The sequence below is a fragment of the Caulobacter sp. FV2ye17ST genome (genome assembly GCF_058680955.1).
The window spans coordinates 1742064-1765267 of record NZ_CM178727.1 but is presented as its reverse complement, the minus strand read 5'-3'; the positions used below and the strand labels follow the sequence as shown (position 1 = coordinate 1765267).

Below are 23204 nucleotides of genomic sequence, written 5' to 3'. Positions count from 1 at the left end.
ATGAGCTATCAAAATGAACGTTTCCGATCTGGTCGACGCCGCAGTCGCCGCTGACGACAAGCTGACCAAGGCTCAGGCCAAGGCGATCATCGACGGCGTGTTCAAGGCCGTGACCGACGCCGCCGTTAAGGGCGAAGAAGTTTCGATCCCCGGCTTTGGCAAGTTCAAGGTCCAGGCCAAGCCGGCCCGCACCGGCCGCAACCCGGCCACGGGCGCGGCGATCGAGATCGCGGCCTCCAAGAAGGTCGCCTTCACGCCCGCCAAGCAACTCAAGGACGCCGTCAACGGCTAATCCTCTGGGATTTGAGACGACCGGCGAGCCAGAGGCCCGCCGGTCGTTCTCTTCCATGGACTTGTAGAACAGTCTCCGGGACCGCGCTGCGGTCTCAGAGCTTGTAGCCAGCCGCGCCCGCCCGAAGCCCAGACGCCTGCTCGCGACAGGCGGCGCCCGGCATGGCTCGAATATCTCTTGGGTGTTGAGCCGGACGGGATTAAGCCGTTGATCCGCCTTTGCCCGCCCTGGCTGCCATGACCTCGTTCGCTCCGTCTTCCGCCCTCGTCGTGAGGCGCAAAATTCGCCCTCGCCGGCGCAAATCGGTGAGCGTACTGCGGCTGGTCCTGCCCGCGGTGGCCCTGATCGTCGGCGGCGCCATCGCCACCCAGGCGACGATCCGCGCCGCCAGGGCCAAGGCGTCCAACGTCGTCGCGGTCGCGCCCCTGCGGATGGAAAACCCGCGCTTCACCGGCGCCATGAAGGACGGCCGCGAGTTCCTGATCGTCGCCACCGCCGCCGTGCGCGACAAGGTCGATCCGAACAAAATCGCCCTCGAGTCACCGCAACTGACGCGCGGCTATGGTTCGGACAATCCCACCCAGGTCGTCGCCCGGCAGGGCAATTATGACGAAGCCAGGGGCGCCCTGCTGCTGACCGGCGACGTGCAGATCGAGAACGGCGACGGCTACGCGTTCAAGACTGAAAAGGCCGTGATCGACACCCGCACCGGCGAGGTCATGGGCGACGCCGGCGTGCGCGGCGCGGCCTCCGGCAATCAGGTCCAGGCCGACAGCTATTCGGTGACCGACAAGGGCGACCGGGTGATCTTCAAGGGTCGGGTGCGCTCGCGCCTCAACCCCGGCAATTGATCGGGCCGGCGAAACGCTCATGAGCCCCGCCAGGTCCGCCCCCTCCAGGCCCAGGGTCTGCTTTCTCTACATCGCCCAGACGCATCAGATCCTGCACAGCCTGCCTATCGCTGTCGCCCTGGCCAGGGGCTGGCCCGGCATCGAGGTCGAGATCGCCGCCACCACCCAGGAACACCTCGACTACGCCCGCCAGCTGCTGGACGCCCTGGGCGGCGCGCCCATCGCCTCGCGCCTGCTGCCGCCGGCCTGGCTGCGCGGTGTGCGCCTGAAAGAGGCCTCGACGCCACCCAAGGCGCTGATGCTGGCCGCCAACGCCATGGCCCTGGGCAAAATGGACGCCATCGTCACGCCCGAGCGCACCACGGCCCTGCTGCGCAAGTTCGGCGTTCGCAGATCCATGCTGGTCTACACCCAGCACGGCGCCGGCGACCGGGGCGGCGTGTTCGAGCCGCGCCTGCGCCAGTTCGATCTGGTCATGGCCGCCGGCCCCAAGCAGCGCGACCGCATGGTCGAGGGCGGCTGGGTGAAGCCGGAAAACTGCGCCATGGTCGGCTATCCCAAATTCGACATCATCGACGCCCTGCCCGGCTCGCCGATTCCGGTCTTCCAGGGTGCCAAGCCCATCGTCGTCTACAATCCGCACTTCCACGCCACGCTGGGCTCGTGGCCGCGCTTTGGCGTCAAGGTGCTGGAACAGTTCGCGGCCGACGACCGCTTCAACCTGATCTTCGCGCCGCACATCCGGCTGTTCGACGGCGCCAGCCCGGCGATGCTGGACAGCCTGACGCCGTTCCGAAATCACCCGCGCATCCATATCGACCTGGGCGGCCCCGCCGCCATCGACATGACCTACACCCGCGCGGCCGACATCTATCTGGGCGACGTGTCCAGCCAGGTCTACGAGTTCCTGCGCACGCCCAAGCCGTGCCTGTTTCTCAATCCCGGCCAGGTCGCCTGGCAGGGCGATGAGAGCTTCCACCACTGGCAGTACGGCCCGGTGCTGACCTCGGTCGATCACCTGACCGACGCCGTCGAGGCCGCTCGCCTGGGCCATGGCGACTATGTCGATATCCAGAAGAGCGGCTTCGCCGAAAGCTTCGACCTGACGGCCACGCCGTCATCCGAACGCGCCGCCCGAGCCATCGCCGAGCGCGTGCTGGCCAGGGCCTCCCGAGCCGCATGACCACCGAACGCTCCGTTTTCGCCCGCGTCCTAGCCAATGCCGGAACCCTGCTGGGCGGTCGCACGGTCAACGCCATTGTCGGCCTGGCCTATATCGCCCTGACGGCCCGGGGCCTCGATCCAGCCCAGATGGGCGTCCTCTACCTGATCACGACCTTCGCCCAGTTCCTGGGCGAGGTGGTCAAGTTCCAGTCCTGGCAGACGGTCCTGCAATATGGCGCCGAGCCCCTGCTCAAGAATGACCGCCAGGGCTTTCAGCAGGTGGTGCGCTTTTCGCTGTTTCTGGACCTGAGCAGCGGACTGGTCGGCGTGACCCTGGGCGTGGTCGGCGCCCTGCTGTTTGGCTCGCTGCTGGGCTGGTCGCGGGAGCTCGCGCCCGCCGCGGCGCTCTACGCCCTGACCATCGCGGTGATGACCTCGGCGACGTCGGTAGGCCTGCTGCGCCTGTTCGACCGCTTCCGCTATCTGGCGGGGGAGCAGGCCGTCAGCTCGACCGTGCGATTGATCGGCGCCGGAATCGCGTTCGCCCTCCAAGCGCCGCTTTGGGCGTTCCTGCTGGCCTGGGCGGCCGGCCCGCTGGCCTCGTTCCTCTATGTCGGCGCCATCGCCTGGCGTGAGCTTGCCCAGCGCCGGATGCTCGACGGCTTCAAACTGATCGGCCCGCTGGGCGAGGGCCTGCCCGGGGTGTGGAAATTTGCCTGGGCGACCAATTTCAGCAGCAGCCTGGACGTGGCCTTCACCCACGTCATCACCCTGATGGTCGGCTCGCTGCTGGGGCCCACCCAGGCGGCGCTGTGGCGGATCGGTCGCCAGGTCGCCGACGGCATGGCCAAGCCGGCCCGGCTGGTGGTCCCGGCCCTCTATCCTGAACTGGCCAAGCTCCGCGCGCTCGGCGGCGACGCGGCGATGCGTAAGCTGGCCGGGCAGGTCGCCCTGCTGGGCGGCGCCGTGGCCGGTCTCCTGCTGCTGGTCACCGCCCTGTTCGGCAAACCCCTGCTGAGCCTGATCATGGGCGAGGCCTATGTCGGAGCGTCCGGCGTCATGACCTGGCAGGTGACCGCCGCCGCCATCGGCGTGCTGGCCTTGCCCCTGGAGCCGATGCTGGTCTCCATGCGCGCCGCGGGCGCGGCCCTGCGGGTCCGGATGGTGGTCAGCGTGGTGTTTCTTCTGGCGCTGGCGCCGCTGGTCAAGCTGTTCGGGATGAACGGCGCCGGCGCCGCGCTGGTCGGCGCGGCGATCGCCATGGCCATCGGGATGTTCTTGACGCTCCGCCTGCGACTTGCGCGATTGTCCGTCCTCAGTGACAACGAACCCTCTTGCGCCGATGACGCAAACGACGCCAAAGGCGGCAGGTGATGATGATGACTCCGACTGGCGCCGCGCGAACGGTTCGTTTCGCTGACTTTCCCACCCTGACGGCCGCGCTCGACTTCGCGGCCCAGGGCGAGACGGGTGTGAACCTTTATTCGCTGCGCGGCGAACTGGTCGAGGCCCTGCCCTATACGCGTCTGCGCGAGCAGGCGATGGAGCTGGCCCAGCGCCTGCTAGCCGCCGGCGCCAAGCCTGGCGACAGCGTCGGCCTGATCGCCGAAACCGACGCCGACTTCGTCCGCGCCTTCTTCGCCTGCCAGTACGCCGGCCTGCCGCCCGCGCCGCTTCCCCTGCCCGCGCCGCTCGGCGGCCGCGAAGCCTATATCGAGCAGATCGCCCGCATGCTGGCCTCGGCCAAGGCCTCGGTGCTGATCGGCCCGACATCGATGGCGGCCTGGCTGCCCGAGATCGCCGCCAAACAAACGCTGAGCTTCGCCGGAACCCTGGCCGACCTGCCGCCCGCCGATGGCGCCGAGCTCCCGGTCATCGAGCCCGACCGCACCTGCTATCTGCAGTTCTCGTCGGGCAGCACGCGCTTTCCGACCGGCGTGGTGGTCACCCATCGCGCCCTGATGGCCAATGCCCAGGCGATCACCCGCGACGGGCTGAAGGTGCGCCCCACCGACCGCGCCATCTCATGGCTGCCGCTCTATCACGACATGGGCCTGATCGGCTTCCTGCTGAGCCCCATGACCAGCCAGATGACGGTCGACCTGCTACCGACGGGGGCCTTCGTGCGCCGGCCGCTGATGTGGCTGGACCTGATGACCAAGAACGGCGGCACCATCAGCTACAGCCCCACCTTCGGCTATGAGCTGTGCGCCCGCCGCGCCGAAGCCGCCTCGATCGAGCACCTGAACCTGTCGGGCTGGCGCAGCGCCGGCCTGGGCGGCGACATGATCCGCACCGGCCCGCTGCGCGCCTTCGCCGAACGCTTCAAGGCCGTGGGCTTCTCCGACAGCGCCTTTGTCGCCAGCTACGGCATGGCCGAGGCCACCCTGGCCCTGTCGATGTCGCCGCTGGGCCAGGGCCTGAAGGTCGAGACGCTGGACGTCGAGCAGCTGGAACAGGGGCTGGCGGTCATCACCACCGACACTGACCGCGCCCGCGACTTTGCCCGCAACGGTCCCGTCCTGCCCCATCATGAGCTGGAAGTCCGGGGCGATGACGGCGCGGTTCTGCCCGCGCGCGGCGTGGGCCGGATCTATGCCCGCGGCCCCAGCCTGATGCGGGAATATTTCGAGCAGCCCGAAGAGACCGCCCGCGTGCTGTCGGCCGACGGCTGGCTGGACACCGGCGACCTTGGCTATCTGGTCGACGGCGAGATCGTCATCACCGGTCGCGGCAAGGACCTGATCATCCTCAACGGCCGCAACATCTGGCCGCAGGACCTGGAATGGACCGCCGAGGCCGAGATCGAATCCCTGCGCAGCGGTGACGTCGCGGCCTTCTCCACGCCGGGCGAAGGCGAAGAAGTCGTGGTCGTCCTGGTCCAGGCGCGCGGCGGCGATCCCGAGACCCGCAAGGCCCTGGCCGAGCAGGTCGCCACGGTCCTGCGCCTGCGCCACAGCGTCGAGACCCAGGTGCATCTGGTCGGCGCCCACGCCCTGCCCCAGACCTCGTCAGGCAAGCTGAGCCGCTCCAAGGCCAAGGCGGCCTTCCTGGCGGGCGCCTACGCCGAGCGCGCCTGATCATGAGCCGGGGTGTCGTTGCCGTCACCGGCGCCACCGGCTTTCTGGGCCGTCATCTCGTCGGGGCCCTGTTCGCACAGGGCTGGACGGTCAGGGTCCTGTCCCGTCGCGACATCATCGATCCGGACTGGAGAGGGCTGGAGCCCCAGATCGTCATCGGCGGTCTTTCGGATCGCGCGGCCCTGAGCCGGCTGTGCGCGGGCGCGACCCTGGTCATCCATGTCGCGGGCCTGATCAAGGCGCGGTCGCGGGCCGAATTTGATCGCACCAATCTGGACGGCGCCAGAGACGTGGCCCTGGCGGCGCGAGCCGCGGGCGCGCGGCTGATGCTGGTCTCCAGCCTGGCGGCGCGGGAGCCGTCGCTGTCGGACTATGCCGCCAGCAAGCGCGGCGGCGAAGAGGCGGCGCGGGAGGTGATCGGCGACGCCCTGACCATCGTTCGCCCCCCCGCCATCTATGGACCGGGCGACATGGAGACCCTGGGCCTGTTCAAGGCCGCCCAGATCTCACCTGTCCTCCCGGCGCTCGACCCCGCCGCCCGGATTGCCATGATCCATGTCGAGGACGCCGTCGCCGCCGTCACCGGCCTGGCCGCTGATCACCGACCGGGCGTCTTCGCCCTCTCGGACGCGCGCACCGACGGCTACAGCTGGACTGAAGTGATGACCGCCGCCGCCCGCGCGGTGGGCAAAACGCCACATATCGCCCGCACGCCGACCTGGCTAATCAGGGGGCTGGCGCGACTGTCCGAGGGCGTATCACTCGCCAATGGGAAGATTTCTATTTTCACGACTGGCAAAGCGCGCGAAATGCTCCATTTGGACTGGAGCGTTTCGGATAGCGAAAGCCTTCCCGGCGCTATCGCTCCGCGATACGGGATAGAGTCAGGGTTCGCCCAAAGCGTGCAATGGTATCGCGCCAAGGGGTTTTTAGTTGCAGTGATATGACCATAGCAGCCAATTTTGACAGGATTCCGACAATAGGGCTGTTACAATTCGAGTCAGTTAGGCCCGCTAACGGGGGCGTCAGCGAGTCGTAATGAACGTGGTTACAGATCTTACCTTGCGTGAAATCGGCCTGGCGGCCTCCTCGGTGCTGGGGCGCACCGTCGAGGTTACCGACGAGACGCACATCGGTCGTGACCTTCAGGTCGATTCCCTGGCCCTGATGAACATCATCATGGAACTGGAAGACGCGTTCGACATCTCGATCCCGCTTGATCGTCTAGCCTCGGTCGAGACGGCGGGTGACTTGTCCAATCTGATAAAAGATCTTCGGAACAAGGGATAACTATGGGGCTGTTCGACAAACACCTCGCCTACCGCGACGCCTATCAGGCGATCCGGCAAGCCGGGGCCGATCCCTTCAACGTTCGACTCGACTCGGTGGTTTCACCGACCGAGGGCGTTATCAATGGCCGACCCACGATCCTGCTGGGCACCAACAACTATCTTGGCCTGACCTTCGACGCCGAAAGCATCGCGGCCTCGGTCAAGGCCGTGCAGGAGCGTGGCACCGGAACGACCGGTTCGCGGATCGCGAACGGCAGTTTCGAGGCGCACGTCGAGCTCGAACAGGCCCTGGCCAAGTTCTATCGCCGCAAGCACGCCATGGTGTTCACCACCGGCTACCAGGCCAATCTGGGCGTGCTGTCGACCCTGGTGGGTCGCGGCGACCACCTGATCCTGGACGCCGACAGCCACGCCAGCATCTATGACGGCTCACGCCTGGGCCACGCCGAGGTCATCCGCTTCCGTCACAACGACCCCGAGGACCTGTACAAGCGCCTGCGCCGCATGAAGGACCTGCCGGGCGAGCGCCTGATCGTGGTCGAAGGCATCTATTCGATGATCGGCGACACCGCGCCGCTCAAGGAAATCGCCGCCGTGAAACGCGAGCTGGGCGGCTACCTGCTGGTGGACGAAGCCCACTCGATGGGCGTGCTGGGCGAGAACGGTCGCGGCCTGGCCGAGCAGGAAGGCGTCGAGGACGACGTCGATTTCGTCGTCGGCACCTTCTCCAAGAGCCTGGGCGCCATCGGCGGCTTCTGCGTCAGCAACATGGACGACTTCGACGTCATGCGCGTCGTCTGCCGTCCGTACATGTTCACCGCCTCGCTGCCGCCGGCCGTGGTCAGCTCGACCCTGGTGGCCCTCAAGCGTCTGGAAGAAATGCCGGAGCTGCGCCATCGCCTGATGGCCAACGCCCGTCGTCTCTATGACGGCCTGACCAACCTGGGCTTCCAGACCGGTCCGACCGCCAGCCCGATCGTGGCCATCACCATGCCCGATCAGGAACGTGCGATCGGCATGTGGAACGCTCTGCTGCAGAACGGTGTCTATCTGAACCTCGCCCTGCCGCCGGCCACGCCCGACAGCCGTCCGCTGCTGCGCACCAGCGTCAGCGCGGCCCATACCGACGAGCAGATCGAAAAGGTCCTGGCCGTGTTCGCCAGCGTCGGCGCCACGATGGGCGTGATCGACAACCAGCGCCAGCGCGTTTCCGCCTGACGCCGCAGAAGGCCGGGGCGGCTAAGCCTCGGCCTTTCGCGCCTTCTGGGCGCGCCACAGATCCCACAGCACCCCCGGGGCCGCCAGCACCGGATGCTTCTCGCGCCAGGGCGTCAGCGGCACGGCGACGCCCGTATGGCGCTCGATCTTCCACGCCGCATAGCGGGCCGCGCCCTCGAACGTGAAGGCGGCCTTGATCAGGCGAGCCACGTTCAACGACTTGCCCATCCGCCGCCGCACCTGCCAGGCCCGCCCGAAACGGGCCCGCGCCTCTTCGGTCAGATTGGGCTGCACCGACCCGGGCGCGAGGATGTCCAGCAGCCCCTGCTCGCGCCAGCAGGCGATCAGCAGTCGATCGTAGCGGGCGGCGTCGAAGGCCAGGATCGATTGCTCGCGGCCACCGCGCTCGACCCGGAACTCGGCCCTGTAGGTCTGCTGGAACAGGGCCGACCAATAGGCGTCTGAGGGTCCCTCGACAGGGCCCAGCGCCGCCGCGAACCGCGCGGCGGAATGGGCGGCCTCCGCCACGGCGTTGATCACGACAGGCTCGATCTCGGGGCCGGACGACCAGACCAGGGCCGAAGGCTGGACAAACCGCGTCCAGATCGTGGTGTCGATCTCGCGGCCGCGCGCCGCCAGGGCGAACTGGGCCAGGGTCATCGACGCGACCTTGGCGCGCAGGGTTCGGCCCTCGTGTTCGACCTCGTGATAGCTGACGTCCGGCCAGAGCTTGCGGCCGACAATACCGCGCCAGCCGCGTCGGGCCTGACGGGTCAGCACATAGAAGTCCATGACGCCGTCGAGGTCGCCGGTGCGCAGAACCGACCCGTAGAAGAGCACGGCCACGGGGTTTTCGAAGGCGGAGACCAGTTGGCGCGCGAAGGCGACCGCATGCGGCGGCGCGGCGGCGCGCAACTCGGCCTCGACCATCGCCAGCACCGGGCTGGTCATGACGCCAGGAACCGCAGGGTCGGGCCCAGGGCGACGGTCAGACCGCCCGCGGCGTCATAGACCTCTCCGTCCAGCACGAAGGCCTCGGCCGTGCGGACGCGCAGCAGCCGCGCGTCGCCGCGCCGGTAGCCCAGCTTGGGCAGCCAGGCGGCGTCGCCACCGCTCAGCAGGGTCGCCAGCGCGGCCAGCAGGCGCCGGGGCGGCGCATCGACGTCGAGGATCTTGAGGCCCTCGCGCGGCGGGCCGAAGGGCTTCAGGCCCAGCGGCAGGCGCTTGAGCGTGGTGGCCATCAGCAGGAAGCGTGGCGCGTCGGGCGTCGGCTGATCATCGATGGACAGGCTCAGGGGCACACCCGATCGCCAGTGGTCGCGCGCGCCGCCCATCAGGGCCCCCGCCGCCGCGCCGGCCACGGTCAGGGCCACCGACAGGCCGTGGAAGGCGCCCATGCGATTGACGCTCTTGGACATCTGCGTCGCGCGGACAAAGGCGCCCAGACCGAACACGAAGCCCCGCATCGTCGGGCGGCCGTCGTCCCAGGTGACCTCCAGCGGCGCGCGATGCTTGATCACCGCCTTCGGAGAGCGCGCCGCGATCAGCACGTCCTGCAGGGTCCAGTCCCGCGACACGCCCAGGTCTATGGCCAGGACGTTGGTCTTGCCCGACGCCAGAAGCGCGACCAGGGGCGGCGCATCGCCGAACGCCCGGGGCAGAAGGCTCAGCACATCGCGGATCGTGCCGTCGCCGCCGTCGATGACCAGCAGCTCCACACCCCGCGCGGCGAAGGCCAGCAGGTCGACCTCCAGCGCCTCGCGGGTGGCGGGGCGGACCAGCATCACGTCGTCGGGCGCCCACGAGTCGGCGCTGCGCCCCATATTGGCGTGGCTGCGCGGATTGTGGACGACGCCGACCTTCATCAGCGCGACAGCCAGGAGGTGACGCCGCCCTTGGGCGTGAGCAGGCCCTGAACGATCTGGCTGGCGTGAACGACGAAGCAGATCGCCGTCCAGGCCGCGACCAGCACAAAGCCGATGTCCGGCCGGCCGACCAGGGTGGTCGCCGTCATGAACAGCAGGTTGGGGTTCCGCCGCGCGGTGATCAGCCGGAAGAAGCTGTCGAACGGCCGCCACGCGTGCATCTCGACCTTGAACAGCGACAGGAAGATCCCCTCCTCCACCCGCTGGGCCACATAGCCGCCCACCACGATCGCCAGCAGCAGGCCGCCGTGCGGCACGGTGAAGCCCACGGCGCCCAGGCCGACGAACCAGGCCCACCACCAGAACGGCGGGTGGATCAGGTCGATGCCGTGGTCGAACACATTGCCCCACTTGGACGAGGTCAGGGTCACCCGGGCCAGCTTGCCGTCGACCGTGTCGAGGAAGGTCATGATCCAGGCGCAGACCAGACCCCAGCCATACTGGCCGGTCCAGAACAGCCAGAACGCGGCCAGCACCATCAGGAAGCTGGCGAAGGTCACCATGTTGGGCGTCAACTTGGCCAGCGCGCACCAGCGGGTGACCACCCGGGCCGGCGCGGGCCAGACATATTTTGTCACCAGATCGGTGACGCCCTTGTACGAGCCCTTGAACAACCGCTTCTCGACCGCGTCGACCGTCTCGGGCGTCAGGCGCTCCAGCACCGGCGGCTCGCGCTTGCGCAGCTCGCTGTTATAGGCCGAGCCCAGTTCCATGGCCGTCAGGCGCGGCGCGGAGCCTGCCGCGGCGGAAAGATCCTCGCCGACCGCAAGCGCGCGTTCGGCCGGCAGGTTGAACGCCACGACGCGTCCGGTCTCGTCGACCAGCGCCACGCCGGGACGTCCGGCCAAAGCGCGGATCAGCGACTCATCGAACACCCAGCCGGCGTCGACCACCACTACACCGCCACGGGCGGGCGCGGCCTCGCGGGTGACTTCGTTCAGGCCCACGCGGCCATAGATTCGCGACAGGCGCTGGGCCGAGGTCATGCCCCAGATACGCGTGGACGCCTGGCCGACCGTGATCGCCGCCTGCCTGGCGTCGCCGCCTTGATTACTTCCGCCGGTCAATGTGCGAGAACCCCTTGAAACCCGAGGCGATTGATAAGCAGCTTCGCGGCCCTATGACCAGAATCCGCGACCCAGACTTGTCTATATTCCGCATCGCCCATCTCTCCGACCCGCATTTGCCACCGCCCAAGGGCGCTTTTGGCCTTCGCGACATCGTGTCCAAGCGCCTGCTGAGTCGGATCGCCTGGCGTCGCAAGCACAAGGAACACCAGCCGGACGTGCTGGCCGCCCTGGTCGCCGACATCAAGGCCTATGCGCCCGACCACATCGCCGTCACCGGCGATCTGACCAATTTCGCCTCCGTCGTCGAGGTCGAGGCCGCGCGCCAGTGGCTGAGCGGTCTTGGCGCGCCAGACAGCATCACCCTCAGCCCCGGCAATCATGACGCCCTGGTCGGGGTTCGAGCGCCCGAGCGATTCGCGGCCTGGTCGGACTGGCTGGGCGACGGCGACGAGGCGGCTTTTCCCAGGCTTCGGATTCGCGACGGCGTGGCGATCATCAATCTGTGCTCGGCCATCCCCACCGCGCCGCATCTGGCCACCGGCCGATTGGGTCGGGCGCAACTGGCCCGGCTGGAGGCCCTGCTGGCCGATCCCGCCCATCGCGACCTGTTCCGGGTGGTCCTGATCCACCATCCGCCGATCCCGGGCGCGGTCTCCCGGCGCAAGTCGCTGGACGACCAGGACGACCTGCGGGCGATGCTGGCGCAGCACGGCGTCGATCTGGTGCTGCATGGCCATGCGCACGAAGGCCTGGTGGCCACCACCCCGGGCCCGAACGGCGTTGCGACCCCGGTGCTGGGCGTGCCCTCGGCCTCGGCCCTGGGACGCGGAAAGCATCCGGCCGCGCGCTGGCACGCCATCGAGATCCTGCGCGACGACGCCGGCGCGACCTCCGTTCGCGTCATCGCGCGGGGACTGGATCCGGAAACCGGTCATGTGGCGGAGCTGGGCCGGTACATGCTGGCCTAGCGCTGGTAGCGCATCTTGACCCGCAGCGCGTTCTCGCCCGGCTTGACGGCGAAACGCACGGCGTCGAACGACGGCAGGCCAAACCGCGTCGGCGCATCATTCGAAAACCCGAAACCCTCGACGGGCATGCCGACGCGGTTGCGGTCGAAGTCCTGGTTGGCGTTGGCGTCGTGATAGACCGCCACCGCATAGACGTCCGGTCCGGGCAGGTTGAAACAGACCCGCGTCGCGGGCGTCGTCGTCTTGACCCTCAGCCGCAGCAGCTTGCCACGCGGGGCCAGAAAACGACGCGGATCGGACGGATAGACCGTGACCACCACCTCGCCGGCGGCCGAGGAAAGCTGCGAAACCTGCACGGCCAGCGTGGTGTCGCCGCCTGGGCCGGCGCAGTCTTCAGCCGCCGTCGCGGGCGAGGCCGCGACGATCAGGCCGGCCGCGGCCGCGACAAACAACGCTGATCGCACTTCCATGAAAAAGGCCGGGTCCCTATTGTGAATCGGCGGCGCTCGACGCCACGAGGCGAGCCTGCACATGACCAATCCAACCGCCGTGAACTTTGGCTACCCCGACACCAAGGTGGCCGAAACCGACTACTGGCTTGTTCTGGTTCGCCCCAAGCAGCCAACACTTGGGGCCTTGGTCCTGATATGCAAGGAAACGGCGGAAGCCTTCTCTCAGCTCAGCCCGGCCGCCTTCGCTGATTTGAAGGTGGCGATCGACGGAATCGAGCGATTGCTGGGCAAGTTCGTGGCGTACGAGAAGATCAACTATCTGATGCTGATGATGGTCGACCGCGACGTGCATTTTCACGTCATCCCCCGATATGAAGGCGCGCGCGTCCACGAGGGCCGCACCTTTGCGGACGCCGGCTGGCCCGCCGCCCCGGCCCTGGGCGCGACGGTGGACCTGGATCCGCCCGCCGCCGCCGCCCTGGCGGCCCGGCTGGCCACGGACTGGTCGGCCGCGTGACCAACCTGCGTCTGATCGATCGCTACATGCTCAAGCTGGTGGCCTGGCCGATGGTCGGCTGCCTGGGCGTGACTGTCGTGGCCCTGTTGCTGGAGCGGGTCCTGCGCCTGCTCGACGCCCTGTCGCAGAGCAGCGCCCGCTTTGGCTATGTGACCGAACTGGCCGCCAATCTGGTGCCGCACTATCTGGGCCTGGCCCTGCCGGTGGCCTTTTTCGTGGCCCTGTTCATCGTCATCACCAAGCTGTCGGACGGCTCCGAGATCGACGCCCTGCTGGCCAGCGGACAGTCGCTGAGCCGCATCGCCATTCCCTTCGTCTGCGTGGGCCTGTTTCTCAGCCTCTTCAGCGTGGCCCTGTTCGGCTACAGCCAGCCCTATAGCCGCTACGCCTATCGCTCGGTGATGCACGCGGCCGTCAACGCCGGCTGGAACGGACGGCTGTCGGGCGGGGCCTTCATCGACGAGGACAACCTGCTGATGACGGCCGACGGCGCCGATCCGGCCGGCCAGAGCCTGACCCGCATCTTCATCCGCCGTCTGGACGACAAGGGCCGTGAGGAGGTCATCACCGCCCAGACCGCCACGCTCAGCGCCAGTCCGGGCGGCGACAAGGTCACCCTGCTGCTGCGACGGGGCCAGCGGATCGGCCTGGACGCGGCCGGCGGCTATCGCACCCTGGCCTTCGACCAGTTCACCACCGAGATGCCCCTGGCCGGCGCCGCCACCCTGCTGCGGGCGCGCGGCGGCGACGAACGCGAACTGACCCTCAACGAGCTGGCCCGGCAGGCCGCCTCGAACACCTCCGTACTGCCCAAGCCGACCCTGCTGGCCGAGCTCTACGGACGGCTGGCTCGGGCCGCCTTCCTGCCCTTCCTGCCGCTGCTGGCCTTCCCGCTGGGCCTGGCCGCCAAGCGCGGCAACCGCACGCCGGGTCTGATCGTGGCGGGCGTGCTGCTGCTGGCCTTCCAGCATTCGCTGCTGCTGGGCCAGAGCCTGGCCGAGGCCGGCAAGGCCAGCCCGCTGCTGGCGATCTGGGGGCCGTTCCTGATCTTCACCAGCTTCAGCGTCTGGATGTTCATGGGCAGCCGCAAGCGGCCGGGCGACACACCCATCAGCCGGGTGGTTCGCCGCATCGGCGAAACGATCGACCGCGCCGTGCGCATGGTCGCCCCCCGCCGTCAGGCCGCGTCATGAGACTTCAGCGCTATGTTCTGGGCGTGGCGGCCAGCCGCATCCTCGCCGCCGCCGCCGTACTGATGGGCATCCTGCAGGTCCTGGACCTGCTGGAGGTGACCACCGACATCCTCGACCGGGGCCTGGGCTTAGGCGGCGTGCTGTACTACGCCGCCCTGCGCACGCCGCGCCTGATCGAGCAGATCGCGCCGATCAGCGTGCTGGCCGGCGGCCTGTTCGCCTTCTCGCAGCTGGCCCGCGAGAGCGCCATCATCGCCATGCGCGCGGCCGGCATCTCGGCCTATCGCATCGTGGCCATGGCCGCGCCGGCGGCGGTGGCGATGATGCTGCTGGACTTCACCTGCGCCCAGGTGATCGCCCCGCGCACGGACCCGATCCTCGACGCCTGGTGGGAGGCTCACACGCCCGCCGCCGATCGCAAGGCCACCGGCCCCGTCAGCTTCCGGGTCGGCGACGACCTGGTGATCGCCGCCAACGCCACGGCAAACGGCCGCGCCCTCGAGACGGTCAAGATCTATCGTCGCGACCAGAGCGGCCGTCTGATCGAACGGATCGACGCCCCCAACGCCGCCTTCGCCGGCAAGACCTGGAATCTGTCCGGGGCCGTCACCACCCGCTTCTCCGGCCAACGCGTCGACACCGTCAGCGCCAGTCAGATGAGCTGGCCCTCGGCGCTGCGGCCCGTGGACGTCCAGGCCCTGTTCTCGGACAATCCGGCCCCCTCGGCGGGCTCGGCCCGGCGCGCCCTGCTCAATGGCGGCACCGATCGGCCGCCAAGCTATTACGAGACCCGCCTGCTGGGGGCCTATGCCGGGCCGTTCGGGACGCTGATCATGCTGCTGCTGAGCGCGCCTGTCGCCCTGGCCAATTTCCGCAGCCGGCAGGGCGCTGTGCTGCTGACGGTCGGCCTGGCCTCGGGCCTGGTGTTCCTGGTCGTCGACGGCCTGCTGTCGGCCCTGGGCGAAAGCGGCGCGATCTCGCCGGTCCTGGCCGTCTGGGGCGGACCGGTGATCTTCGGCGCCCTGGCGATCAACGCCCTGATCAATCTGGAGGGCTGATGCCGTTCGACTCCCAAGACGCCGACCTTAGGGTCATCCCGGTTCGCACCCCGGACGAGCTGGATCGGTTCATCAAGCTGTCCGCGCGCCTCAACACCGGCGATCCCAACTGGATCACGCCCCTGATGATGGAGCGGTCCGAAGCCCTGTCGCCCAAGACCAACCCGTTCTTCGAGCACGCCGAGGTGCAGCTGTTTCTGGCCGTGCGCGAGGGGCGCGACGTCGGCCGGATCAGCGCCCAGATCGACGCCCTGGCCCCGCAGGCGGAAGGCCAGAAGACCGGCAATTTCGGCCTGATCGCCGCCGAGGATGATCCCGCCGTCTTCAAGGTGCTGTTCCGCGCCGCCGAGGACTGGCTGCGCGACCGCGCCTGCACCACGGCCCTGGGCCCCTTCAACCTGTCGATCAACGAGGAGGTCGGCCTGCTGGTCGACGGCTTCGACACACCGCCCATGGTGATGATGGGCCATGACCCGGCCTATACCGGCGGCCGCGTCGAGGAGCAGGGCTACGCCAAGGCCAAGGACGTCTACGCCTATGTCTGCGACCCGACCGCCGACCTGCCGGCCGTCGTGGTGCGCCGGGTCAAGCGCGGCCTGCCAGACGGCGTGGTCCTGCGCGAGCTGGACATGAGCCGCTATGACGAGGAGGTCGTCTCGCTGACGGCGATCCTCAACGACGCCTGGGCCGGCAACTGGGGCTTCGTGCCCACCACCGAGGCCGAGACCCGGCAACTGGCCAAGGCCCTCAAACCTGTCATCGAGAAGAAGATGACCCTGTTCGCCGAGATCGACGGCGAGCCCGCGGGCTTCATCGTGCTGCTGCCCAATGTCAACGAGGCCATCCGCGACCTCAAGGGCAAGCTGCTGCCGTTCGGCTGGGCCAAGCTGCTGTGGCGGCTGAAGGTCAGGGGCGTGAAGTCGGCGCGGGTGCCGCTGATGGGCGTGAAGCGCAGGTTCGCCGACACGATGCGCGGCCAGCTGCTGCCCTTCCACCTGATGAACGCGGGCCGCAACGCCTCGCTGGCCCTGGGCTATACCAAGTTCGAGTTCTCCTGGGTGCTGGAAGAGAACATGCCGATGCGGCGGATTTCAGAAGCCATGGGCGCGACGATCTACAAGACCTATCGCCTCTACGAGAAGGCGCTTTGAGCTTCCTGGCCTTGGTCCTCGCGGGATCGCGCGGCGGGATCGACCCGGTCGCCGACTATGCCGGCGTCAGCCACAAGGGTCTGATCGTCCTGGGCGGCGAGACCCTTCTGACCCGCGTGCTCCGGGCTCTCGACCAGGCCGGCGCGACGCGGATCGGGGTCTCCACCTCCGACATTGCCGTGGTCGAGGCCCTGGCGGGCGTGGCCAAGGCCTCTCCCCTGCCCGCCGCCGGCGGTCCCAGCCAGAGCGTCCATGACGGCGCCAGCCTGATGGGCACGCCGCTGCTGGTCACGACCGTCGACCACGCCCTGCTGCAGCCGGAATGGATCACCGAGTTCCTGGCCAAGGCGCCGGCCGACTGCGACTTCGCCGTCCTGATGGCGCCGGAGGCTGTCGTCCGCGCGGCCGCCCCGGAGACCAAGCGCACCTACTGGCGGTTCAAGGATGGCGGCTATTCGGGCTGCAACCTCTTCCTGCTGAAGAACGAGACCGCCCTGAACGCCGTGGCCTTCTGGCGCAAGGCCGAGGCCCTCCGCAAGCAACCCTGGAAGATCGCCGCCCTGCTGGGCCCGGTCATGCTGGGCCGCTACGTGCTGGGCCTGATGACCATCGACGAGACGCTGGAGCGCCTGGGCCGCGCCGCCGGCGTCAAGGCCGCCGTCGTGCGCTCGTCCTACGGCCTGGCGGCGGTGGATGTCGACAAGCCGTCGGACCTGGATCTGGTCAGGACGATCGTCGAGCGCTGAGGGCGTCAGCGCTCACTAGAGACACGAGGCTAGCGAGCACCACGCACACCCGTGCAAGCTATTGAAGATTGTTGAGCACTCGCTGAAGATCAATTCGCACGTAGGTGCAGGCTGTGCTCGCCATGGGTGCGATATAGTCGCTTCTTGGCTCCGCGTGCTTTTCAAAATCGTGACGCCAGTTCAGCGAGTTAAAGAAATCACTATCCAAATAGAGTTCCGCAGGCTCATGATCGCCACAACGAATTGCTGATCGTGCTGCCGATTCAATGCTCTGCAACTGAGCGAACGGCAAACCAAGACTATTCAGCGAAACGTGGTTGCGGCTAGCGGACACATGCATGAGTTGGTCGCCATAAGCATTTTGGCCTTGGGTCGCAACGGCATAAACCCTCATTCCCAGAACATCTTGGTAGGCTTGGGCGATCAGGGGCAGAACATGAAGAATCTGCTCTGGCTCATAACTGTAGTTGACGTCTGAATTCCAAGTCCCAGCCGACCATTGGCTTTTGAGCAAGAGACTGTCAGCGAACGAGATAAACGCGATCATCGGGTGCTGCGCTGCTATGGCATCGATCCTAACCATTAGTTCGCCAAGGCGATCTGCCGTTAGTAGACCATCAGCGATCGCGGACTTGACGCCGATCGCATCCACCATGGCGAACGCGCAATTCGAACGCATATGGAGGGCTTCGAGCCACTCGCTTTTGACGAAGATGCGTGGCTTCTCGTCCATCGTCTGGCTTCCAACGCAGCACACGAAAGCCGACGCTGGAAGGTACACGCGCACCTCATGGAACCGCGTGAAAATGTTGGGATACCAAGATAGCTCCACACCGGCTGCGGTAGCATTGTGGGCAGACGCATAGCTGATGTAGCCAACGTTTTCGTAGCCACCTCCGGCGAGGCAGGTCTGAACAGTCCGGGCATAAGCAGACATCCAGACCTCATCCATGAGGAAGATGTCGCGATCTAGAGGAACGCTCTCAATCGGGTACTGCTCGATGTCATCGCTTTCGAACATGCGTGGTTCCGTCGCCCTAAACCAACTGCTCGTCGCCAGACGACTGCTTTTGCTTGGGTCACCAGAGGCCTTACGCCTCCACCAGCTCCGCCACCCACGACGCCGCCAGCTCGCGGTTGCGCGGCAGGTCTTCGGGGAAGTCCATCTCGGCCCAGTCCAGGCCCTGGATCGACTGCACCCGCACCACGTCGTGCTCCTGAGCGATCTGGTTGATCACGCTGAGATACCAGCGCTTCAGGCCTTCCGGCGTGCGCAGGGCGGCGTCGACGATCGACGTGAACAGGGCCGCGCCTTCCGCGTCGAAGCGCAGGAAGCCGATCGACTCGGCGTCATAGGTCTCGATGGTCTTGCCGATGGCGCGCAGGGACAGGCCTTCGGTCGCCACCTTCATGTCGTCGGCGTCGTAGCCGCCCTTGCGGTCGATGGTGACCGTGATCGGGGCCGGCGGGGCGGCGATCAGGCGCTCGGCGATGGCGGGCTCGAACAGGGTGTCGCCGTTCAGCAGCAGGAAGTCGCCGACCATCTCGCCGCGCGCCAGCCAGCAGGTGGCCAGGTTGTCGGTCAGGCCGAAGAACGGGTTGAACAGGGTGCGCACGGCCATGCCGGGCAGGTCCAGGCCCGCGATCTCGGCCTCGACGGTGTCGGCCGCGAAGCCGGTGACGACCACCACCTCGGTGATCCCGGCCTGGCGCAGGTGGCGCAGCTGCCAGTGCAGCACGGTGCGGCCGGACAGCTCGACCAGGCATTTGGGACGCGTGTCGGTCAGGGGGGACAGACGCTTGCCCTGGCCGGCGCTGAGAATGATGGCTTTGGTCGGAGGCGCCACGGAGACTCGATTCACTTCTGGCCGCACGCGTCGGCATCTGATTCAGGGGCGAAAGCTACAGGATACAGGCGGTCCCATATAGAGCCCGCGATGTCGCGCCGCGAGGGGGGCGGCCAATTTAGGCGGCCCGCGCCGGCAGCGTCGCCGCGCCGCTGGCCATTCACGGTCAAGCTTGCTCCGCGCAAGGAGTGCATGTCGCAAAACTGTCGTTGAACTGTGACAAAAGCCCGGTGACCGGAGCGCCTAATGGCGCTCATCCACTCGGGAACGACGTCATGACCAAGCTTCTTGGAGCCGCCTGCGCCCTGGCGCTGCTGGCCGCCGCCGACACCGCCTATGCCGCGCGCGACTATGTCTGGGCCGCAGGCTCCTCGACCGTCTTCCCGTTCTCGACCCGCGTGGCCGAGAACTACGCCAAGAAGACCGGCAAGAAGTCGCCCAAGATCGAGAGCCTGGGCACGGGCGGTGGCATCAAGATGTTCTGCGGCGGCATGGGCGAGAAATATCCCGACATCGCCAACGCCTCGCGCCCGATGAAGAAATCCGAGTTCCAGGCCTGCCAGAAGGCCGGCGTCAAGGACATCGTCGAGCTGAAGATCGGCTTCGACGGCATCGTGGTGGCGATGGACAAGAAGGCGCCCGACTACAATTTCAAGCTGGAGCACCTGTATCTGGGCCTGGCCGACCAGACCCTGCGCGGCGGCCAACTGGTCAAGAACCCCTACAAGTCGTGGAGCGAGGTCGGTCAGGGCCTGCCCAAGACCCGCATCCTGGTCTATGGCCCGCCGCCCACCTCGGGCACCCGCGACGCCTGGGTCGAACTGGGCATCGAGGGCGGCGCCGGCAAGCTGCCCACCCTGGCCAAGCTGAAGGCCGATGACGAGAAGGCCTTCAAGGCCAAGGTCTCGCCGATGCGCACCGATGGCGGCTGGGTCGACGCCGGCGAGAACGACAACGCCATCATCGGCACCATCCAGAAGACCCCCAACGCCCTGGGCGTGTTCGGCTATTCGTTCCTCGAGCAGAACGCCAACAGCATCAAGGCCGCCAGCATCAATGGCGTGAAGCCGACGGTGGCCACGATCACCAGCGGGACCTATCCGATCTCGCGGTCGCTCTACATCTACGTGAAGAAGGGCCAGGTCGGCGTGACGCCGGGCCTCAAGGAATTCGTCAACGAGTTCGTCTCGGATGCGGCGACCGGCCGGGGCGGTTATCTGCAGTCGCGTGGCCTGATCCCGCTACCGCCGGTGCAGCACGACGCCAACAAGGCCAAGTCCAAGGCCCTGCCGACGATGGCGGCTCCGAAGTCCTGATCTGACGCGTCACCCCGGATCCGCTCCGGGGTGACGCCGTCCATCGGTTTCAAAATTGTGCAATTGCACTCAAGGCGCTTGACCGCCCGTGACGGAGAGCGCCCCATTGGGCGAATGCCGATCGCGGAGAGCCCCATGGCGGAACGTGTCGAAGAACGTCTGCAAGACCTCGAAAGCCTCGTCATCAAGCAGGCCGAGCGGATCGAGGATCTGGAACAACAGCTGCTGACCATCACCCGGATGGCGCATCTGGCGGCGCAAAGAGCGCGTCCGCCGGAGAGCGAAGCGGCCTGAACCCGCCCCCGCTCACTGAACCGCGACGCCCTTAGTTGGTCGGCTGGTCCGGCGTCGCGCGCGAGGTCATGCCCGCGGCCGCGGCGTCGTCGGCCATCTGGCTGTCGACCGGCGGCGTCTGACGGACGGGCGTTTCGACCGGAGGGGGCGCGACGGCGGCCGGGGCCTCGACCCTGACGGTCGCGGGCGCGGCGGGGCCCTTGTTCAGCGCCGCAGCGGCCGCATCGTCGGCGGCGGTGCGCATTTCGTCGGAGCCTTCGTCATAACCGCCCATTCCGGCGGTCAGGAACAGGATGACGCCGAAGGTGGCGATGACGCCGACGACAAATCCCAGGAAGATCCATCCGAACGGATTGCCGCGACGCTCAGCGCTCATTCCAGGCTCCCTGCCCTCGCGGGCCTAACTTCCCTGCCAGCGCCGGAACGGCCCGACATCGACGTGCACGAACTTGCTGTCGGGATAATAACCGACGCCGCCCCGCTTCAGATCCAGCGCCGCAGCGCGAAGATGATTGAGGGCGACATCCTCCAGATAGATGTCCATGGCCTTGCCGTCCATGTGCAGACTGCGCTTTGCGACCTCGCCGCTGCGCTCGGCCAGCAGGCGGTTGCTGGCCGGCGACCGGTAGCCCGAGATGATCTGGAAAGCAGTCTTCGTCTCAGTCTTGCGATGGATATCCGTCAGCAGGTCAAACAGCTGGACGTTCATCGGCGCGACCTCGCCGGTTCGGTGGTCGCGCAGCACCTTGTTCAGGGCCTCGAGGGCGTCGGGAACATAGGTTCCGTTCTCCCAGTAGACGGCCTGCAACTTTTCGTCGGTGTGGAGGTTATACAGCGAGACCCACTTGGGCGCGGCCTCGATAACAGGCTGGATCGCGGCGACGGGAGCCGCGGTGAGCGGCGTCTGAGCTTCCAGAAGCGCGCCGATGATATCGTCCTGAGCGTGGGCCGACGGGCCTATCGCCGCTGCGCCAAGCGCGCTGAAACCCAGCTGAAAAAGCCTACGCCGTGCGATCATCACGCTATCCCCGACACCGTACTGGCGTCAGGACACCCCATGCCGACCCGAAGGTCAAGCTGAGCCAGGGAGGGCTGCGGCGATCCGCTGCACCAGCAGCTTGTCCCAGCCATAGGGATCCTCGCGGAAATTGACCTGGCCGTCGGGCGTCACATAGGCCGTCCAGTAGAGCAGGAAGACCGCGATCTGCTGGGGCAGCTGGGCCCTGACGGTCTTGCCGCCGGCGATGGTCTCGTCGATCACTTCGGGCGTCCAGGTCGCGTCGCCTTCCATGATGGCGCGGGCCAGATCGACCGGCTTTTCGACGCGCACGCAGCCGTGGCTGGCCAGGCGGCTGAAGCTGGCGAAGCGCGCGCGGCTGGGGGTGTCGTGCAGATAGACGCCGTAGGGATTGTTGAAGTCGAACTTGATCAGGCCCAGCGCCGCCTTGGGTCCGGCCTTCTGCTGCAGCCGCGAGCCGCCGCCTTCGGTCGGGATGACGATGAAGTCGTTGCGGGCGAAATAGCCCGGGTTGGCGCGCTCCTTGGGCCACAGCTCCTTGGCGGCGATCGAGGACGGCACGTTCCAGGGCGGATTGAGCACGATGCTGTGGATGTTCGACTGCAGCATCGGCGTCTCGTCGCCGGGACGGCCGGTGACGGCGCGCATGGTCAGGGTCGGGGCGTCATGGTGGAACACCGACAGCACGGCGGCGGCGATATTGACCTGGATGCGGTCGGCCGGCAGCACCTGGGGCAACCACCGCCAGCGCTCCATATTGGCGAGGATCTGGTCCAGGCGCAGCTCGACCGGCGTGTTGAGGCTGCTCAGCGTCTTCTTGTCGAGCACGCCCGTGGGATTGAGCCCGAAACGCTTTTGGGCCCGCATCAGGGCCTGGGTCAGGGCTTCGTCGAACAGGGCCACGCCATCGACGGCCACGGTCGGGTCCTCGACGGCCAGCCGGGCCTCCAGCGCCACGACGCGGGGATCGGTCGAGCCCTGCTTCAGATCCGGCCCCGCCGGCAGCATGGCCCAGCCGCCCCGCGCGGCGATGTCGCGATAGGTGACAAGGCCCCGGCGTAGGGTCTGATAGCCCGTATAGGGCGGCGGCAGGGTGTCCAGCCACGGTCCCAGGCGATCCTGGGCGACGGCCTGGACGAATTCGAGGCTGGGATCATAGGCCGCCGGGCGCAGGCCCCAGTCGGTGCGGAAGCTGGTCAGAGGCAGCCGGCCGGACCGCACGGCCTTGGCGTAGGCCAGGGTCAGGCCGATCAGCTGGCCCTGCCCCGACTGGCGCGCGGCGACATCCCGCGACCCCAGCAGCGCCAGGGCCTGGTCAGGCGCATAGGCGCCCGGTTCGAAGCCATGGGTGGGCGCATCGGCCAGAACGCGGCCCAGCAGTTCCATCTGGTCGGCGCGCAGGGTCACGGCATAGGGGTTGGCGGGGAACGCCAGGGGCTGTTGCGGCGCGGCCTGAACCTGCCGCGCGCCAAACACCGATGGCGCCTGCGACTGGGCCTGGACCGCCCCGCTCGCCAGGAGCCACAGCGCCCCGGCGGCCAGCGCGCACGTTAGTCTCGACAAGCCGCTCACCGCCAATGGATCTCGTAACACCTTGCCGCGCGAAGGATCCGCGCGAGGCTCAAATGGCGGTTCGAACCGGGCCGCGTCAACGCGAGTATCGTGAAAGGCGAACGGCGAGCGGCTCCTTGAGGTTCTTTTCGCGCCGCAGGAACCGGGAAGCCACACAAGCGGTTTCCGTTGTGTCGTCAG

The 23204-nt window shown here is 67.6% G+C and carries 25 protein-coding genes; 16 read left to right on the top strand and 9 right to left on the bottom strand.

Going from position 1 to position 23204, the window contains the following annotated elements; translation table 11 throughout:
• Positions 1–13: 13 nt before the first annotated feature.
• The 8 genes from ACW17V_RS08595 to spt all read left to right on the top strand — a co-directional run bounded on the left by ACW17V_RS08595 (position 14) and on the right by spt (position 7897).
• On the top strand, positions 14–292 hold the full coding sequence (locus tag ACW17V_RS08595) for an HU family DNA-binding protein (RefSeq protein ID WP_062146073.1): 279 nt from the start codon (positions 14–16) through the stop codon (positions 290–292).
• A gap of 305 nt (positions 293–597) precedes the next feature.
• Positions 598–1143 (top strand): LPS export ABC transporter periplasmic protein LptC, encoded by a 546-nt coding sequence (gene lptC, locus ACW17V_RS08590; protein WP_492108414.1) that lies wholly within the window; start codon positions 598–600, stop codon positions 1141–1143.
• Positions 1144–1162: 19 nt separating this feature from the next.
• The gene (locus ACW17V_RS08585; RefSeq protein WP_492108413.1) at positions 1163–2326 is read left to right on the top strand and encodes a CDP-glycerol glycerophosphotransferase family protein; all 1164 of its coding nucleotides are present in this window, start codon (positions 1163–1165) and stop codon (positions 2324–2326) included.
• Positions 2323–3681: a lipopolysaccharide biosynthesis protein gene (locus ACW17V_RS08580; protein ID WP_492108412.1), complete on the top strand. Its 1359-nt coding sequence runs from the start codon at positions 2323–2325 to the stop codon at positions 3679–3681. The genes ACW17V_RS08585 and ACW17V_RS08580 overlap by 4 nt, the downstream gene beginning before the upstream one ends.
• Positions 3682–3683: 2 nt before the next feature.
• Complete coding sequence (locus tag ACW17V_RS08575; RefSeq protein WP_492108766.1) at positions 3684–5387, top strand: fatty acyl-AMP ligase; 1704 nt, start codon at positions 3684–3686, stop codon at positions 5385–5387.
• Positions 5388–5389: 2 nt separating this feature from the next.
• Positions 5390–6334: an NAD-dependent epimerase/dehydratase family protein gene (locus tag ACW17V_RS08570; RefSeq protein ID WP_492108411.1), complete on the top strand. Its 945-nt coding sequence runs from the start codon at positions 5390–5392 to the stop codon at positions 6332–6334.
• A gap of 91 nt (positions 6335–6425) precedes the next feature.
• A complete protein-coding gene (locus ACW17V_RS08565) occupies positions 6426–6677 on the top strand; it encodes an acyl carrier protein (RefSeq protein ID WP_492108410.1) in 252 nt (83 codons plus the stop codon).
• A gap of 2 nt (positions 6678–6679) precedes the next feature.
• Positions 6680–7897 carry a serine palmitoyltransferase gene (gene spt, locus ACW17V_RS08560; RefSeq protein ID WP_492108409.1) on the top strand — a complete coding sequence of 406 codons (1218 nt, stop codon included), beginning with the start codon at positions 6680–6682 and terminating at the stop codon, positions 7895–7897.
• 21 nt (positions 7898–7918) lie between these two features.
• On the opposite strand, the gene ACW17V_RS08555 is transcribed toward spt, so the two are convergent.
• Genes ACW17V_RS08555 through ACW17V_RS08545 form a run of 3 tightly spaced genes read right to left on the bottom strand, consistent with a single transcriptional unit; the run spans position 7919 to position 10808 of the window.
• Positions 7919–8848, bottom strand: a complete 930-nt coding sequence (locus tag ACW17V_RS08555) for a hypothetical protein (RefSeq protein ID WP_492108408.1) — start codon at positions 8846–8848, stop codon at positions 7919–7921.
• Complete coding sequence (locus ACW17V_RS08550; protein WP_492108407.1) at positions 8845–9762, bottom strand: diacylglycerol kinase family protein; 918 nt, start codon at positions 9760–9762, stop codon at positions 8845–8847. Before ACW17V_RS08550 ends, ACW17V_RS08555 begins: the two co-directional genes overlap by 4 nt.
• Positions 9762–10808 carry a CDP-alcohol phosphatidyltransferase family protein gene (locus ACW17V_RS08545; RefSeq protein WP_492108765.1) on the bottom strand — a complete coding sequence of 349 codons (1047 nt, stop codon included), beginning with the start codon at positions 10806–10808 and terminating at the stop codon, positions 9762–9764. Before ACW17V_RS08545 ends, ACW17V_RS08550 begins: the two co-directional genes overlap by 1 nt.
• Before the next feature lie 158 nt (positions 10809–10966).
• Here ACW17V_RS08545 and ACW17V_RS08540 point away from each other — a divergent pair, with 158 nt between their 5' ends.
• A complete protein-coding gene (locus tag ACW17V_RS08540; protein ID WP_492108406.1) occupies positions 10967–11860 on the top strand; it encodes a metallophosphoesterase family protein in 894 nt (297 codons plus the stop codon).
• On the opposite strand, the gene ACW17V_RS08535 is transcribed toward ACW17V_RS08540, so the two are convergent.
• Positions 11857–12330 (bottom strand): DUF2141 domain-containing protein, encoded by a 474-nt coding sequence (locus ACW17V_RS08535; RefSeq protein WP_492108405.1) that lies wholly within the window; start codon positions 12328–12330, stop codon positions 11857–11859. The two genes, ACW17V_RS08540 and ACW17V_RS08535, sit on opposite strands and share 4 nt — an antisense overlap.
• Before the next feature lie 61 nt (positions 12331–12391).
• Between ACW17V_RS08535 and ACW17V_RS08530 the strand changes: the two genes are divergently transcribed.
• The 5 genes from ACW17V_RS08530 to ACW17V_RS08510 are packed head-to-tail and all read left to right on the top strand — an operon-like array spanning position 12392 to position 16977.
• Positions 12392–12829 carry an HIT family protein gene (locus tag ACW17V_RS08530; RefSeq protein WP_492108404.1) on the top strand — a complete coding sequence of 146 codons (438 nt, stop codon included), beginning with the start codon at positions 12392–12394 and terminating at the stop codon, positions 12827–12829.
• A 26-nt stretch (positions 12830–12855) separates the two neighbouring features.
• A complete protein-coding gene (locus tag ACW17V_RS08525) occupies positions 12856–14022 on the top strand; it encodes an LptF/LptG family permease (RefSeq protein ID WP_492108764.1) in 1167 nt (388 codons plus the stop codon).
• The gene (locus ACW17V_RS08520) at positions 14019–15080 is read left to right on the top strand and encodes an LptF/LptG family permease (RefSeq protein WP_492108403.1); all 1062 of its coding nucleotides are present in this window, start codon (positions 14019–14021) and stop codon (positions 15078–15080) included. Before ACW17V_RS08525 ends, ACW17V_RS08520 begins: the two co-directional genes overlap by 4 nt.
• Positions 15080–16231: a dATP pyrophosphohydrolase gene (locus tag ACW17V_RS08515; RefSeq protein WP_492108402.1), complete on the top strand. Its 1152-nt coding sequence runs from the start codon at positions 15080–15082 to the stop codon at positions 16229–16231. The genes ACW17V_RS08520 and ACW17V_RS08515 overlap by 1 nt, the downstream gene beginning before the upstream one ends.
• The gene (locus ACW17V_RS08510) at positions 16228–16977 is read left to right on the top strand and encodes a nucleotidyltransferase family protein (RefSeq protein ID WP_492108401.1); all 750 of its coding nucleotides are present in this window, start codon (positions 16228–16230) and stop codon (positions 16975–16977) included. Before ACW17V_RS08515 ends, ACW17V_RS08510 begins: the two co-directional genes overlap by 4 nt.
• A gap of 58 nt (positions 16978–17035) precedes the next feature.
• On the opposite strand, the gene ACW17V_RS08505 is transcribed toward ACW17V_RS08510, so the two are convergent.
• Positions 17036–17998: a hypothetical protein gene (locus ACW17V_RS08505; RefSeq protein ID WP_492108400.1), complete on the bottom strand. Its 963-nt coding sequence runs from the start codon at positions 17996–17998 to the stop codon at positions 17036–17038.
• A gap of 70 nt (positions 17999–18068) precedes the next feature.
• Positions 18069–18824 (bottom strand): phosphocholine cytidylyltransferase family protein, encoded by a 756-nt coding sequence (locus ACW17V_RS08500; protein ID WP_492108399.1) that lies wholly within the window; start codon positions 18822–18824, stop codon positions 18069–18071.
• A 275-nt stretch (positions 18825–19099) separates the two neighbouring features.
• Between ACW17V_RS08500 and ACW17V_RS08495 the strand changes: the two genes are divergently transcribed.
• Entirely contained in the window at positions 19100–20140 is a 1041-nt protein-coding gene (locus ACW17V_RS08495; RefSeq protein ID WP_492108398.1) for a substrate-binding domain-containing protein, read from the top strand.
• Between the two features lie 135 nt (positions 20141–20275).
• Positions 20276–20434: a hypothetical protein gene (locus ACW17V_RS08490; RefSeq protein WP_492108397.1), complete on the top strand. Its 159-nt coding sequence runs from the start codon at positions 20276–20278 to the stop codon at positions 20432–20434.
• Positions 20435–20465: 31 nt separating this feature from the next.
• On the opposite strand, the gene ACW17V_RS08485 is transcribed toward ACW17V_RS08490, so the two are convergent.
• The 3 genes from ACW17V_RS08485 to ACW17V_RS08475 are packed head-to-tail and all read right to left on the bottom strand — an operon-like array spanning position 20466 to position 23015.
• A complete protein-coding gene (locus ACW17V_RS08485) occupies positions 20466–20810 on the bottom strand; it encodes a hypothetical protein (RefSeq protein WP_492108396.1) in 345 nt (114 codons plus the stop codon).
• Positions 20811–20834: 24 nt separating this feature from the next.
• On the bottom strand, positions 20835–21452 hold the full coding sequence (mepK, locus tag ACW17V_RS08480; protein WP_492108395.1) for a peptidoglycan L,D-endopeptidase MepK: 618 nt from the start codon (positions 21450–21452) through the stop codon (positions 20835–20837).
• Positions 21453–21506: 54 nt separating this feature from the next.
• A complete protein-coding gene (locus tag ACW17V_RS08475; RefSeq protein WP_492108394.1) occupies positions 21507–23015 on the bottom strand; it encodes a L,D-transpeptidase family protein in 1509 nt (502 codons plus the stop codon).
• Positions 23016–23204: the final 189 nt, after the last annotated feature.

Bases quoted from the DNA above. Each gene is read 5' to 3' on its own strand.
- ACW17V_RS08595 (WP_062146073.1), top strand. From the start codon at position 14: ATGAACGTTTCCGATCTGGTCGACGCCGCAGTCGCCGCTGACGACAAG.
- ACW17V_RS08585 (WP_492108413.1), top strand. From the start codon at position 1,163: ATGAGCCCCGCCAGGTCCGCCCCCTCCAGGCCCAGGGTCTGCTTTCTC.
- ACW17V_RS08580 (WP_492108412.1), top strand. From the start codon at position 2,323: ATGACCACCGAACGCTCCGTTTTCGCCCGCGTCCTAGCCAATGCCGGA.
- ACW17V_RS08575 (WP_492108766.1), top strand. From the start codon at position 3,684: ATGATGACTCCGACTGGCGCCGCGCGAACGGTTCGTTTCGCTGACTTT.
- ACW17V_RS08570 (WP_492108411.1), top strand. From the start codon at position 5,390: ATGAGCCGGGGTGTCGTTGCCGTCACCGGCGCCACCGGCTTTCTGGGC.
- ACW17V_RS08565 (WP_492108410.1), top strand. From the start codon at position 6,426: ATGAACGTGGTTACAGATCTTACCTTGCGTGAAATCGGCCTGGCGGCC.
- spt (WP_492108409.1), top strand. From the start codon at position 6,680: ATGGGGCTGTTCGACAAACACCTCGCCTACCGCGACGCCTATCAGGCG.
- ACW17V_RS08555 (WP_492108408.1), bottom strand. From the start codon at position 8,848: ATGACCAGCCCGGTGCTGGCGATGGTCGAGGCCGAGTTGCGCGCCGCC.
- ACW17V_RS08550 (WP_492108407.1), bottom strand. From the start codon at position 9,762: ATGAAGGTCGGCGTCGTCCACAATCCGCGCAGCCACGCCAATATGGGG.
- ACW17V_RS08545 (WP_492108765.1), bottom strand. From the start codon at position 10,808: ATGACCTCGGCCCAGCGCCTGTCGCGAATCTATGGCCGCGTGGGCCTG.
- ACW17V_RS08535 (WP_492108405.1), bottom strand. From the start codon at position 12,330: ATGGAAGTGCGATCAGCGTTGTTTGTCGCGGCCGCGGCCGGCCTGATC.
- ACW17V_RS08530 (WP_492108404.1), top strand. From the start codon at position 12,392: ATGACCAATCCAACCGCCGTGAACTTTGGCTACCCCGACACCAAGGTG.
- ACW17V_RS08525 (WP_492108764.1), top strand. From the start codon at position 12,856: ATGCTCAAGCTGGTGGCCTGGCCGATGGTCGGCTGCCTGGGCGTGACT.
- ACW17V_RS08520 (WP_492108403.1), top strand. From the start codon at position 14,019: ATGAGACTTCAGCGCTATGTTCTGGGCGTGGCGGCCAGCCGCATCCTC.
- ACW17V_RS08515 (WP_492108402.1), top strand. From the start codon at position 15,080: ATGCCGTTCGACTCCCAAGACGCCGACCTTAGGGTCATCCCGGTTCGC.
- ACW17V_RS08505 (WP_492108400.1), bottom strand. From the start codon at position 17,998: ATGTTCGAAAGCGATGACATCGAGCAGTACCCGATTGAGAGCGTTCCT.
- ACW17V_RS08495 (WP_492108398.1), top strand. From the start codon at position 19,100: ATGACCAAGCTTCTTGGAGCCGCCTGCGCCCTGGCGCTGCTGGCCGCC.
- ACW17V_RS08490 (WP_492108397.1), top strand. From the start codon at position 20,276: ATGGCGGAACGTGTCGAAGAACGTCTGCAAGACCTCGAAAGCCTCGTC.
- ACW17V_RS08485 (WP_492108396.1), bottom strand. From the start codon at position 20,810: ATGAGCGCTGAGCGTCGCGGCAATCCGTTCGGATGGATCTTCCTGGGA.
- mepK (WP_492108395.1), bottom strand. From the start codon at position 21,452: ATGATCGCACGGCGTAGGCTTTTTCAGCTGGGTTTCAGCGCGCTTGGC.